General features: G+C 40.7%; 14 protein-coding genes. All 14 read left to right on the top strand.

Annotated elements, in window-relative coordinates; translation table 11 throughout:
• The first annotated feature begins 1 nt into the window (after position 1).
• From JK628_RS02975 to JK628_RS03040, 14 genes are read left to right on the top strand one after another with little or no spacing between them, the layout of a single operon-like run.
• Entirely contained in the window at positions 2-982 is a 981-nt protein-coding gene (locus JK628_RS02975; RefSeq protein ID WP_202287795.1) for a head maturation protease, ClpP-related, read from the top strand.
• A 3-nt stretch (positions 983-985) separates the two neighbouring features.
• A complete protein-coding gene (locus JK628_RS02980) occupies positions 986-1,375 on the top strand; it encodes a hypothetical protein (protein WP_202287796.1) in 390 nt (129 codons plus the stop codon).
• A 59-nt stretch (positions 1,376-1,434) separates the two neighbouring features.
• Complete coding sequence (locus JK628_RS02985; RefSeq protein WP_202287797.1) at positions 1,435-2,469, top strand: major capsid protein; 1,035 nt, start codon at positions 1,435-1,437, stop codon at positions 2,467-2,469.
• Positions 2,470-2,499: 30 nt separating this feature from the next.
• On the top strand, positions 2,500-2,850 hold the full coding sequence (locus JK628_RS02990) for a head-tail joining protein (protein ID WP_202287798.1): 351 nt from the start codon (positions 2,500-2,502) through the stop codon (positions 2,848-2,850).
• The gene (locus JK628_RS02995; RefSeq protein WP_202287799.1) at positions 2,789-3,190 is read left to right on the top strand and encodes a hypothetical protein; all 402 of its coding nucleotides are present in this window, start codon (positions 2,789-2,791) and stop codon (positions 3,188-3,190) included. Before JK628_RS02990 ends, JK628_RS02995 begins: the two co-directional genes overlap by 62 nt.
• Positions 3,190-3,612: a phage tail tube protein gene (locus tag JK628_RS03000; protein WP_202287800.1), complete on the top strand. Its 423-nt coding sequence runs from the start codon at positions 3,190-3,192 to the stop codon at positions 3,610-3,612. The genes JK628_RS02995 and JK628_RS03000 overlap by 1 nt, the downstream gene beginning before the upstream one ends.
• A gap of 12 nt (positions 3,613-3,624) precedes the next feature.
• Entirely contained in the window at positions 3,625-4,008 is a 384-nt protein-coding gene (locus JK628_RS03005) for a hypothetical protein (protein ID WP_202287801.1), read from the top strand.
• 23 nt (positions 4,009-4,031) lie between these two features.
• On the top strand, positions 4,032-4,325 hold the full coding sequence (locus JK628_RS03010; RefSeq protein WP_202287802.1) for a phage tail assembly protein T: 294 nt from the start codon (positions 4,032-4,034) through the stop codon (positions 4,323-4,325).
• Positions 4,309-6,330 carry a phage tail tape measure protein gene (locus tag JK628_RS03015; RefSeq protein ID WP_202287803.1) on the top strand — a complete coding sequence of 674 codons (2,022 nt, stop codon included), beginning with the start codon at positions 4,309-4,311 and terminating at the stop codon, positions 6,328-6,330. Before JK628_RS03010 ends, JK628_RS03015 begins: the two co-directional genes overlap by 17 nt.
• Positions 6,330-6,713 (top strand): hypothetical protein, encoded by a 384-nt coding sequence (locus tag JK628_RS03020; protein ID WP_202287804.1) that lies wholly within the window; start codon positions 6,330-6,332, stop codon positions 6,711-6,713. The genes JK628_RS03015 and JK628_RS03020 overlap by 1 nt, the downstream gene beginning before the upstream one ends.
• A complete protein-coding gene (locus tag JK628_RS03025; RefSeq protein ID WP_202287805.1) occupies positions 6,664-7,134 on the top strand; it encodes a hypothetical protein in 471 nt (156 codons plus the stop codon). The genes JK628_RS03020 and JK628_RS03025 overlap by 50 nt, the downstream gene beginning before the upstream one ends.
• Complete coding sequence (locus JK628_RS03030) at positions 7,121-11,143, top strand: tail fiber domain-containing protein (RefSeq protein WP_202287806.1); 4,023 nt, start codon at positions 7,121-7,123, stop codon at positions 11,141-11,143. The genes JK628_RS03025 and JK628_RS03030 overlap by 14 nt, the downstream gene beginning before the upstream one ends.
• On the top strand, positions 11,109-11,987 hold the full coding sequence (locus JK628_RS03035; protein ID WP_202287807.1) for a hypothetical protein: 879 nt from the start codon (positions 11,109-11,111) through the stop codon (positions 11,985-11,987). The genes JK628_RS03030 and JK628_RS03035 overlap by 35 nt, the downstream gene beginning before the upstream one ends.
• On the top strand, positions 11,984-12,739 hold the full coding sequence (locus JK628_RS03040) for a 7-cyano-7-deazaguanine synthase (protein ID WP_202287808.1): 756 nt from the start codon (positions 11,984-11,986) through the stop codon (positions 12,737-12,739). Before JK628_RS03035 ends, JK628_RS03040 begins: the two co-directional genes overlap by 4 nt.
• Positions 12,740-12,774: the final 35 nt, after the last annotated feature.

Here is a 12,774-nt window from a genome sequence, read left to right on the forward strand (position 1 = left end):
AATGCCAAGTTGGTATTCAATCCAAAATAAAGCCGGGAAGGCAAAGATTGAAATCTATGATGAAATTGGTCTATGGGGCATTTCAGCAAAAGATTTTTCACAAGACTTAAAAGCCTTAGATCCTTCAATCCCGCTTGATATTCACATCAATTCCCCTGGTGGTTCTGTATTTGATGGCCTGGCCATTTATAACATGATCAAAGCCTGGGGCGGTGAAACAACCGCTTACATTGATGGAATGGCGGCTTCAATGGCTTCAGTTATCGCCGTTGCAACCAACAAAACAATCATGCCTGAAAACGCATTTATGATGATTCACAATCCTTGGGGCTTTGCCGCTGGTGATGCTGATGAAATGCGTGATTACGCTGATTTCCTGGATAAAATGAAAGGTTCATTGGTTTCTTCTTATACCAAGAAATCAAACGCCACAGAGGAACAAATCACAGAGTTAATGAACGCTGAAACCTGGCTTACTGGCACTGAAGCCCTTGAATTAGGTTTAGCCGATGAATTAACAGATAAAGCAGAATTCAAAGCCTGTTCAGGCTTAGAAAAGAAATTCAAATCAATTCCTGAATCACTTTCATCTATCCAAGAAGAAGAAATTCATGAAGAAGAAATTGAAGAAAAGCCGATTGAAGAACAAGCGCCGAAAGGTTTTTCACGTTCTGAAATCACAGAAATGATCGCTGATGCAATTGTTCAAGCAAATGGCAAACCAAAGGCTGAAGAACCCGTTAAAGAAGAAAATTCTGATTACGAACGTTCAGAACAAATCAGCCAAATTTGCCGTGCGCTTGGCTTCGATGAACTAGCCGCCGATTACATCAAATCTGATTTATCTGTTGACCAGGTACGCGCAAAGATTTTTGAAGAAGCGAACAAGCAAACAGAAATCTTTAGTCAATCAAGCCCTAAAGACCTTGGCGAATCGCCACTAATCGCCGCAGTTAATAAAGCTCACAATTTGGAGAAGTAAAAAATGTTAATGCCTAAAAGAGTGTTATCACAAGGCGCTGTAATTCAGGACGTTCTTGTTTGGGAAGAAGAAAATCTTTATTCACGTGATTTTGGTTATCCGGCATCAGTACCTTTAATGATTGGCGATGTAATTAAAATTGAAGCTAGTAAATGGGTAAAAGCCACGTTTGATGATGTTTATACAGCGAATGATTCTAAAATTTGCGTTTGTTGTTCAAAAGTTCCTGTTAATGGTGAGCCTATTGTTATTGCCCGCCATGCAATTTGTAAGTTCCAGGGTTTAAATCTTCCCGTTCAAGGTGGCACAGAAAAAACCTTTATTGATGCTTACAACGCATTTGAACGCCGTGGAATTATGTTGCGTGAAGTAGCAACAACACCAACCGCTTAATTCATTCTTAATCAATTTCAAAGCCTCCAATTGGAGGCTTTTTTTATAGGTAAAATATAATGCCAGCAATTATTAATCCATTTGAAGATGAAGCCTTTGGCCTTGTTGAATTAACAGATGCAATCAACCGTATTCCTAACTCATACGGCCTGATTAATTCAATGGGCTTATTTACAAATAAAGGTATCCGTACCACTTCAATTGCTATTGAAGAACGCAATGGCCGTTTGGTTCTACTGAAAACGGCGGCACGTGGCGCACCTGGTACACAGTACAAAAACAAAAAGCGCAAAATGCGTTCATTCTCGACTTTGCATATTCCATATGACACTTCAATTTTGCCTGATGAATATCAAAACCTTCGTTCATTTGGCAGTGAATCAACCCTTGAAGCAGCCAGCACACTAATGGCTGATAAATTATCTGATATGCGCCTTTCACATGCGCAAACCCTGGAATGGTTACGCTTCGCAGCGCTTACCGGGAGATTGGTTGATACAGATGGTGAAGAATTGGTTGATTTCGTTGATCAGTTTGATATGGCCAATCGCCGTAAAACTGGTGCTGATACAGAGTTCAAGAAAAAAGATGCAGCAAAATCAACACGTAACAAAATCGTTGCTATCAAACGTCACATTGAATTGAACCTAATGGGCGACACAATGACGGGTGCAACAGCGTTGGTTTCACCTGAATTCTTTGATGGCTTTATTGAACTTCCTGATGTTCAAAAAGCATATGAAGGCCATGCCGCAGCCATTCAACAATTTGGCGGCGATCTTCGCCAGGGCTTCAATTGGGGTGGTGTTACTTTCACTGAATACAATGCCCAAGTTAGTGATGATAATGGCAAAATCAACCGCTTGATTGACGCTGGTGATGGCTTGATTTTCCCAACTGGTACGCGCAACACGTTTGTTAACTATTTCGCGCCAGCGGATACGCTACAAGCAGCAAATACTATGGGCCAAGAACTTTATGCAATGCAAGAAGCCCGTCCATTTGGCCGAGGCATTGACGTTCACACGCAATCAAACCCATTGCCATTGAATACTAACCCGGCTCTTTGTGTTCCTATTTCTTTTGCTCAATAGGAGAGGCCCCCAATACGGGGGCTTTTTATTATGTTCAGTGATCTAATCAATGATGTGAATAACGCTGTTATTGCTGAATTGTCAGACACAACAGCCGAAAACACACGCACAAAAAAAGAATTCCAAGTGATATTTGATAGTGAATATTCATCATTGGATTTCTCAGATTCAAGTATTGATTCATCTTCCCCTTCAATTGTTGTTCATTCAGATGTTGATATTAAACAGGGTGATCCAATCACCGTTAATAAGATTAATTATTTTGCTGAATCACTTCATCCTGATGGGCATGGATTAAAGCTTGTAAGGCTTTATATAGATGGAAATTCGCCAGCTATCCCGGATGAACCTAAAGAGAATTTTACAATCGAGTCTTGGTAGTGATGTTCACGTTGATGCGGCAATTGCTTACCCATTAACAATGAATAACGTTCCAGCCGTATTGATATTTTCAAATGCAGAATCAAATGAAATGGTTGCTGAAACCGTTTCAACTCGCAAGACAGATTTCATAATTCAAGTATTCCAGAAAGGTTCACAAGATACGCTTGATGAACTCATTTCAAAAGTTGAAACCACTATTCGTGACAACAGAACCCTTGAAGAATCTGTTCACTTCGCTTGGTTAACAAATATTACTTATTCCATCAATTCAGATGGGGAAATTCCTATTTACCAGGCCGATCTTAATTTAATTGCAGAATATACAGGGGCTAACTAATGGCATTAGGTTTAGGCACTAAGTTTATGCGTTCAGATGATGGCACGGATTACACGGCTATTGGCGCATTAACTCAAATTTCAGGCATCAGCCAAACACGTGGTGTTATTGATGTTACTAACTACGATTCAAAAGGCTACCGTGAAAAATTGCCTGGTTTGCGTGATGGCGGCCAGGTAACGCTTTCATGTGTTTATGATGCAGCAGCAACAGAGCAAGCAAAGCTTCAAGTTGATTTTGAAGGGGATGCTTCAATCTATTATTCAATTCGTTTGCCAGATGCAGCACACACGGAATTTAAATTTAAAGGTTTCATTACTTCACTTGGTCTTGAAACACCTATTGATGGACAAATCACACGATCTATTACCCTGGATATTTCAGGTCCCGTAACTAAAGGCGTATTTGTTCCAGTTTCATAAAAGGTTAAAGCTATGACATTAACAGCCAAGAAATTAGACATTTCTTATCAGAAAGAAATTATTAACGTTGATGCTTGGGGCGGTGAAATTCATCTTTATGAATTAAGCGCTTTAGATCACATGCTGGCCATTGGTTTATTCAATGATCTTGGCGGCAAAAATAATGAAATGCCTGAAGAAATGTTTTATCTAATGATGGGGTGGATGATCTCAAAATCAGCCAAAAATTCAAAAGGTGAAGCCATTTTTGATATGGAAAATGATGAAGATAAAATGAAATTATTGGCTGTTAATCCAAGCGTGATCAAGACCGTTTTTGATCGCGTTTTGGTCCTTAGCGGATTAACAAAGCCAGAAACAAAACCCAAAAAAAAAGCCCGAACGAAACGGCGTTAAATAAATTCGTTCACCGATTAGCCTTGAAGCTAGGTTTCTTCAATATTGATGAAATGCTTGCTTCAGGTTCTTCTTCACACTTGTTGGCCTGGATGGAATTCTTTAATGAAGAACCATGGGGCGCAGAAATTGAAGATTATCATTTTGGATTGGTTTCTTCAGTCCTGGCAAATTGCCACAGAGGAAAAGACACACAACCCTTCAAACCTTCAGATTTTATGCTCAAGTCAAGTGCAGACAGTGAACCGCAAACCGTTGATGAACAGCTTTCAATTTTGAATGCAATGGTGGACCAAACAAATGGCAGCAACCAATAATCTTGTTCTACAGCTTCAGCTTGATTCGCAAGATTTTCAAGAACAACTGAACAACGAAAAACGAACAATCACTAAATGGGCATCAGACATTTCAAAGAAAACAGGCCGGATGTTGAAAACCGTTGCTGTTGCCCCATTCAAATTCATTAAAGAACAACTGTTTTCAATTAAAGGGTTGTTACTTTCAACGTTTTCACTTGCTGGAATTGGTGGCTTCTTTAAGAAAACATCAGATTCAGTAAAGGAAATGCAAAAACTGGCCAAATTTTCACAATTAACAACAGATGAATTCCAAAAGCTATCCTTTGCCGCTTCAACCGTTGGCGTTGAAGCAAGCCGGGTGGCCGACTTCATGAATGATGCCTTATTAAAAATTAATGAGTACATCAAAGAGGGAAGCGGAGAAGGGGCCAACATAGTTAAAATGCTTCAACAAGCTGGTTATTCCCTGGAACAAATCCAAAAATTAAAAGGTGAAGCGCTTTTTGATGCCATCAGTGATGCCGCAGCAAAGACCGGGATTGATGTTAAAACATTAAATCGTTACCTGGATGAATTGGCGAGTGATCCAGGTGTTGAACTTTCAAGTGTTTTCACTTATGACCGTGAAAAATTCAAGAAAGCAATGAAAGATTTTAAAGATCTAGGCATTGCACTTGATCAAGATTTACTTAAAGCAAGTGATGATACCCGTGGGGCATGGTTAAAACTTACAGCAATAATTGAGAAATTTTCTCAAATATATTATGCGTCCCTTGGTCCTGTTCTTGAATTTATTGCCCAACATCTAACAAATTTATTAACTGAAACAGCTAAATCAGAAGGCGGATTTAAAGCCCTTGGTTTAACCCTGGCAAGCCAAACGGTTGGCGCGTTAAAAGATGCAATTACATTTGTTCGTGAACTTGTTGGCCAATTTAAATATGGTATTTACCAGGTTCAAGAAGTGGCCAATAAATTTGGTGCTGATTTCGATTTTGTTGATGATCCTTTTAAGAAGCAAAAAGAAAACATTGATAATATTGGCATTTCAATTGATGCCATAGATCCGAAATTAAAAAAACAGAAAAAACTTCTTTCTGATTTGGATCGCCAGGAAGCTTCACAACGTGGTTACTACCTGGAAGGCCAGCAAGCAGAATACCAGGCGCAACGCGATTCAATTAATAATGAAATTGAAGCTTTAAAAAAACAGAAAAAAGATTTAGCCATTCAAAAAGGTGAATTACTGAAAGCCCTGGAATCAGGCCAGGGAAATCTTTCTTCTTCAGATTTCACACCTGAAGCCGGAAAGGTAGAAACCTTTTTTAAAGAAGCTGAAGTTTCATTAAATGATAAGGCCACTGAAGCAGCGAAAACATATAAAGATGCTGTTCAAGAGACTACCGATGAAACCGAAAAAGCTAAAGACGCTGTTGAAGGCACAAAATCCGCTTTTGACCAGGTGAAGCAAAATATTGATGATACGTTCAGGCAAGAAGGAGTTGCTTCAATCCAAAGATTTGGTGGCGCGATTGAAAACACCTTCATGGATATGCTTAATGGCGGAAAGTTAAACTTTAAAGCTTTAGCTGATTTCGTTATTCAAGAACTTCAAAGAATGATGATAAAAGCCATGATTGTGAAGCCAATTATGGACAGTTTAACCACTGCCTTTGGAAGCTTTACAGGAGAAGCCGCCGGGGAGAAAGCCGCTGGCGGTCCTATTAGTGGCGGCCAATCCTATTTAATTGGTGAACAAGGTCCCGAACTATTCACGCCATACACTTCAGGAAATATCACACCAAATAACAAGCTTGGCGGCGGTGGCGGCGGTGTTAGCGTTAACATCATTAATAACAGTGGTGAAAAAGCTGAAGCTGAAACCCGTGATGAAGGTGGTGATAAAATTATTGATGTGATTATTGGCCAGGCAAAAGCAGCTATTTCAGATGATATTAGCCGTGGAACAGGCGTGGCCAAAGTATTTGAAGGAAAGTATGGCCTTAATCGGAAATCATTCTAATGATTATATGGATTAAAAATATTCCCGCTCCAAACTTCGGCGGAAAGTTCACTTCCTCAGAAAACAGAATTGAATCACTTTCCAAAATTGCACATGAAGAACGCATTGTTGATTTCAATTATCGCAGCAAATTTAATGCAACATTCATTTTTACTGAAAAACAATTTGCCTTATTTAAAGGTTTTTATGAATACGATCTTCATGATGGAATTGATTTCTTTAAAGTTGATTGGTTGCATTTAAAAGCGGTTTGTAGATTTTCAACTAATTACAATGCACAACGCAATAACGATGGTTGGACAATCACAGTTGAACTTGAGATTGATAATGCCCTTGAAAACATTCCCTTCGACATTTCCCCCGCCAGAAAACAAAACGTCTGAAAAATTATCTTCAAAACATAGCGTTACTGATTTTGTTGGTAATAAAAGGATACGGCGGAAAACCAGAATAAGAACATCAGAAATAAAACTTTCTTATGTATTAACTAAAGACCAAGTAACCGATTTTAAAGCGTTTTGGCGTTCAATCGGAACTGATGATTTTATTCTAAATCTTTCAATGAATTATAAGCCCCGGGATTTCACGGTTGCTTTCATGGGCAATATCGAAATTGAACCAATCACATTCACCTATTCAAGAGTTTCATTTGTATTAATTTCAAGGCAGCCAATAAGAATTTCAGCGCTTGAATTTGATGTTGAAAAACTTGGGCCATTTGTGGTTTCTGATTGGACTCTTATTGATCGCCTTTATGCCATAACTGATATTGAGTTACCAAGGATTTTCAATGGATATAAATGATAGATTGAAGGAGGTTGTTGAACGTTCAGAACGATCATCAACCAAACTGGATCTTTTTGTAAATGGTGATAAAAACGCAATTGTAAAAGGTGATAAAGGTGATTATCCAAGCCTTTTGAAAATAAGTGCAGATGCAGAGGCCAATTATACAAAGCTTGATAGTTCTGTTGCTTCAGCGACAGCTTCAAAAAATGCGGCAAAAACTTCTGAAACAAATGCTAAGGCGAGTGAAACTAAATCAAAAGCATCACAAACAGCGTCTAATGTGTCACAGGTTGCGTCAAAAGCGAGTGAAAATAAAGCTAGAGCCTGGGCGAGTAATCCAAAAGGGACCGCTGTTGAACCTGGTAAATATTCCGCTTTGCATCAGGCAACTGTTGCCAAAGAACAAGCTGTTATTTCTACCTCAAGCGCAGCGGCTTCAAAGGCTTCACAGAGCGCTTCTAAGGCATCACAGACAGCTTCAAAAACTTCTGAAACCAATGCCCTTAATTATAAGAATGCAGCCAACACAGCCAAGACCGGGGCCGATGCAGCCAAGAAAGCAAGCGAGGTGGCCCGGGATAGTTCAAAATCCTGGGCAACATCAGACACACCGCCCGCAACCGGGCTGAAATCATCCAAAGTCTATGCCACAGAAGCGAAAACAAGCGCAGCCGGGGCCGTAACTGCAAAAAATGCTTCTGTTGTAGCACAGAGAGCCAGTGAAGATGCCAGGAACAAATCAAAGGCAAGCCAAACAGCTTCTTCAAATACAGCAACCGCTTCAGCGGCTTCAGCAGTCAAAGCCAAAGCCTATGCTGAAAATGATGAAGGGAAGGCGGTTGAAGCTGGTAAATATAGCGCTAAACATTGGGCTGCTAAATCATCAACATCAGCTTCATCTTCTTCAACTAGCGCAATCGCTTCAGCGGCTTCAGCAAAAACTTCTTCTGATAAATCTAATCTTTCAGGAGCAAGCGCACAGAATTCAGAGAAAGAAAGAAAGGCTTCTGAAGCAGCAAAAACCGCTTCAGTAAGTGCAAAAAATGATTCTGTTACGGCAATGAATAAATCTAAAGAATGGGCAACAAGAAACGATGGTAAGCCCGTTGAAGGAACACTTTATTCAGCCAAAAAATATGCTACTGATGCGGCTGGTTCAGCAAATTCAGCCAAAGCTTCACAGAGCGCTTCTAAGGCATCACAGACAGCTTCAAAAACTTCTGAAACCAATGCTGGCAAATCTAATGCAGCGGCTACAGTGGCCAATACAGCGGCACAGAAAGCCAAAACTGATGCGCAAGCAGCAAACACAGCGGCGCAGAAAGCCAAAACCGATGCACAGAACGCTTTAAAAAATAAATTTGATAAATCTGGCGGGAAAATAACAGGTGTTACAACCGTTGATAGTTCTGATCCTACCCCGTTGCATGTTCGCCGCAATTCATCAGATTCAAACATTTCAATTTCATTCCAGGGCAAAACATTACCACCAAAATATTTTGGTTTGGGTGCAAGTGGGAAACTGAAGTTTGGCGATACACAAGATATAAATGGCCAGGGTTTTGATATTTATCATGAAGGCAGAAAGCCGACATATGCAGAGATCGCAAGTAAGCCAGCAATAACGCTATCAAACACAAGCATTGGAAGAATGGTTTCAGGTAAGCAAGGTTTTCAGCTTGAATATGGTTCAACTGAAACACAAACTTACAGATTTGAATCTGATTATTGGCGTTTATATGCTGGTTCATCAAAAATAGTAAGCACAGCAGCAACAGCCGTGCGTGAAGTATTAAAAGTTAAATATGATGGAACGGTTTATTCACATGGAAAAATCGTAATTGATGGGGCTGGCCGTGTTCCCTGGGCCGTTCTTAAAGACGTTCCAGCGGTTGCTTCACGTTGGCCAAGTTGGGGAGAAGTAACAGGGAAACCAGGTGTTATTTCTTTCGTGAAGAACCTGGCAACAACTGACAAGCTAAACAACATCATAATAACGGGGTGGTATGACAATCCATCAAACGCAACCGCTTCAACAACTAATAATTACCCTACGGGCCAGGCTGGTTGGTTAGAGGTTTGGAATAACTCAGCATCACAGGTTTATCAGCGTTATCAAACCTATTCACCTTCAAACCAGGTTTGGACACGAAACCGATATAACAACGCCTGGTCAAGTTGGGCCAGGCTTGCCAAATCTGGTGAAAGCTATACAAAAGCTCAAGGTGATGCGCGATTTATTAACAAGTCTAGTGAAGCAAAATATTTCCTAAAAACAGGCGGAACTTTAACGGGTAATGTAAGTGTTTCCACGGCTGGTGAAGGCATCTTTCGTGTTGATGCCGGGACTAATAAAAATGTTTCATTATACCTAACTGAAGATAATAGAAATCATGGCGCTTATATCAGATACCAGGGCCTTGATAATAACGCCACATATTTTGGCACAAGGAACGGCAACGTTGACATTCCTTTTATGTCAATTCCGCGCGGGACAAATGCGCCAACATTCGTGGGAACGCCAAAAGTTGGAAGCAATGCAATTTATCACAAAGGCAACAAGCCGACTTGGGCTGATGTAGGTGGTAACAGCTACATTAAAACAACTGATTCATCACACCTTCAAATAGCTTCTGGTAAGTGGATAAGGGCGGCAAGTGATTCAACAGGATTTATCCCTTCAAAAGCAGCAACCGGGGCTTCATCCCAATCATTCATTGGAACATCTTCATGGTGGTTTAAAGAGACTTGGGCCAATACGCACAAAGGCGGGAATGTTGATGTTACATCCAATGTTAGTGGCAAGGTTGTAAAAGCAAAATCTTCAGCATCAACGTATGGGCTGCAAATTAATGGGGCTGGTACTTATTCTGAACTTGTGCCAATAACAAAAGATGGCGTTGAACAATGGAGCTATGCATTACGGTGGTATGGGGGTAAAGATTGGCGGTTTGGTGGTTCTAAAGCATACCATGAAGGACACATGCCAACCCCGGCAGAAATTGGAGCGTTAGCAACAACAGGGAAGGCAACAAATTCAGGGAAAAGCGACTACCTAACAGGGTTTTATGTTGGGGGTGGCAAAGAGCTTCCTAATTATTTTGGTGCTGGCCGTGGGAAGCTTCAAATGCTTACAACGCCTTCATGGGGTTGGGCTGATACTCTTTGGCTAAGTAGTTATAGCGGAAGTGATGTAAAGCTTAGTAACCAACTTGTAATCAGTAAAGTTGGGAAGAGCATTGGTTTCAGGCAACAGAATTATGATTCTAAAACTTGGGGCGCAATTAATGAAATTTATCACACTGGACACAAGCCAACTTATGCCGATGTTGGCGCTTTAGCGGCGGGTGGTAAAGCGGTTGATGCTGACAAGGTTGATGGTATCCAGGGCGCTTCATTAATGCGTTCTGATGCTGATGATACGTTTACTGGAAAGATCATTTCAGGGAATCGTGGCAATGGTTTTTATGGCGTTTATGACTCCAAGAAAACCCAAAATATTTGGAGCATGGGAACCGCTTATCCTGGTGATCCGGCGGGTACGAACTTTGGCAAGTCCTATGGCTTTGGTTACAAGCACACAACCAATACGTTTGGTGGAACCATGGCCGGGGGGCATCAAATTGTATTTACAGAAAATGGTAATCCTGGTTGTTCAATCGGCCTTGCTGGCGGCTTCTGGTCCCGTCAAAACATCACCGCTTATTCTGATATTCGCGTAAAAACCAACATTGAAAAAATCCCCAATGCACTTGAAAAAGTGATGAGCCTTGGCGGCTATACCTTCGATAGAACTGATGTTCAAGATGAAGATGGTAAGCCTTTCCGCCAAACAGGCGTAATTGCTCAAGAAGTACAGAAAGTTCTTCCTGAAGCGGTTACAGGCGGCATTACAGATGATGATCATTTATCTGTTGCCTATGGGAATATGATTGGCTTGCTTATCGAGGCTATCAAAGAGCAACAAATTCAAATTGAGGCATTGAAGAATGGGAACACCAACAGGGAAAATATCAGCAAGTGATATAAATAAAGAGTTGGGACGGTCAACATCAGCTTCTTTCAATTTAAATGATGGGGCAGTTCGAGCATTAGCCAACAAGCCTGGAAGCGGAAAAACTATTTCATTTGGAGATTTAAGAGGCAAACAGGCCCTTTATCGAAAAACATTAACTAAAAGTTTAAACAACGTAAAACTTATTGATCAAATTCCTTCAGCAAATCGTTCAGCAACAACCATTGAAGTAACCATAAATTCAGGCGTTTATATTCGTTCAACATCGACAGGAACCCCGGCACTTAACATTTCCGGGTTTCCTGGACACGTAACGATAAAGCTAATTAATAAAGGTTACATCATAGGGCGTGGTGGCAATGGTGGTGGTGGCGGAAGGAATGGGCATACAGGCGGATATGGTGGCGGCGGTGGTGGCACGGCACTTTATGCGAGGAATATTGTTCATCTTCATAACAGTGGAACAATTGGGGGCGGTGGCAAAGGTGGTAATGGCGGCAATGCCTTTGCAAAGAATCCAGCGGCCAAAGGTCAAAAGTTAGTAATAGCTGGCGGCGGTGGCGGCGGTGGTGGTGCTGGCGGTGGCAGTGGTGGCGGTGGTGGCGCTGGCATGAATGGTGGCACATCAGGGAAAGGTGGTGGTGGTGGTTCGGCTACTGGCGGCGGCGGTGGGGGTGCTAGAGGATCATTTAAATATTGCAGCAAATCATCAAAAGGTGGTTGTGTCGCGTATGCATACAACTATGCAGTAAATGGGGCGAAAGGTGGCGGCATGGGCAGCGGGAAAGCCATTGATGGCGGTGGAAAAGTCGCAGTCAAAGCAACAGGTAAAATATACGGAGCTAGATCATGAAAATTGTTGTTCTTCTTAGTGGCATTGATTCATTAATTGCCAAGAAAAAAATTGAAATTGATTATCCTGATGCTGAAATTGTTAGTGTTTATTATGACTATGGGCAACCTTTCAAAGATAACGATCTCGCAAGCCTTCCTGATGATGTTGAAGTTAGAAAATTTGACCTGGCCCCGGATTTATACCCTGGTGGCGTGTCTGATGTTAACGGAAGGAATATGGCGGCAATTACTTTATCTTGCCAATGGTATCAGCCGGATATGATCGTTTGTGGCTTCCTTTATGATGAACAGGGAAGCTATAAAGATGATGATATTATTTTTTGTAATTTAATGGGCCGTATTTTACAGCGAATATATAACAAGCCAATAAAAGTAACATCACCATTTTTTGAAATGCGGGCAACAAAATCTGAAGCTATTGAATGGGCTTTATGTAATGGCTTTACAATAGATGATTTAACAAGAACAGTTTCTTGTATGTTTGTTGAAGAAGTTGGCCATCAATGCGGAACGTGTTTTAAATGTTTCACACGTTATATGGCGTTTTTATATAACGGCATTGATGTTTATAAACAATATCAAAATCATCCATTTTCAAAAGCTGAAAATCTAAATAATGTTTTTGATCGCGTTTCTAACAGTGATTATATATACACGGAAGCAATGAGATATTTTTTAAAGTTAAGTGATGAATATGATGTTGCATTTGCTCTTAGTTCAAGGTCAATTAATAACTATTTGAAAAAATAGTTTTATTTTATTCTAAACAATGAGGGGCCGCATTT

This window comes from Shewanella sp. KX20019 (assembly GCF_016757755.1).
GTDB lineage: Bacteria > Pseudomonadota > Gammaproteobacteria > Enterobacterales > Shewanellaceae > Shewanella.

Coding starts and splice junctions, on each gene's coding strand:
- JK628_RS02975 (WP_202287795.1), top strand. CDS start 2: ATGCCAAGTTGGTATTCAATCCAAAATAAAGCCGGGAAGGCAAAGATT.
- JK628_RS02980 (WP_202287796.1), top strand. CDS start 986: ATGTTAATGCCTAAAAGAGTGTTATCACAAGGCGCTGTAATTCAGGAC.
- JK628_RS02985 (WP_202287797.1), top strand. CDS start 1,435: ATGCCAGCAATTATTAATCCATTTGAAGATGAAGCCTTTGGCCTTGTT.
- JK628_RS02990 (WP_202287798.1), top strand. CDS start 2,500: ATGTTCAGTGATCTAATCAATGATGTGAATAACGCTGTTATTGCTGAA.
- JK628_RS02995 (WP_202287799.1), top strand. CDS start 2,789: ATGGAAATTCGCCAGCTATCCCGGATGAACCTAAAGAGAATTTTACAA.
- JK628_RS03000 (WP_202287800.1), top strand. CDS start 3,190: ATGGCATTAGGTTTAGGCACTAAGTTTATGCGTTCAGATGATGGCACG.
- JK628_RS03005 (WP_202287801.1), top strand. CDS start 3,625: ATGACATTAACAGCCAAGAAATTAGACATTTCTTATCAGAAAGAAATT.
- JK628_RS03015 (WP_202287803.1), top strand. CDS start 4,309: ATGGCAGCAACCAATAATCTTGTTCTACAGCTTCAGCTTGATTCGCAA.
- JK628_RS03020 (WP_202287804.1), top strand. CDS start 6,330: ATGATTATATGGATTAAAAATATTCCCGCTCCAAACTTCGGCGGAAAG.
- JK628_RS03030 (WP_202287806.1), top strand. CDS start 7,121: ATGGATATAAATGATAGATTGAAGGAGGTTGTTGAACGTTCAGAACGA.
- JK628_RS03035 (WP_202287807.1), top strand. CDS start 11,109: ATGGGAACACCAACAGGGAAAATATCAGCAAGTGATATAAATAAAGAG.
- JK628_RS03040 (WP_202287808.1), top strand. CDS start 11,984: ATGAAAATTGTTGTTCTTCTTAGTGGCATTGATTCATTAATTGCCAAG.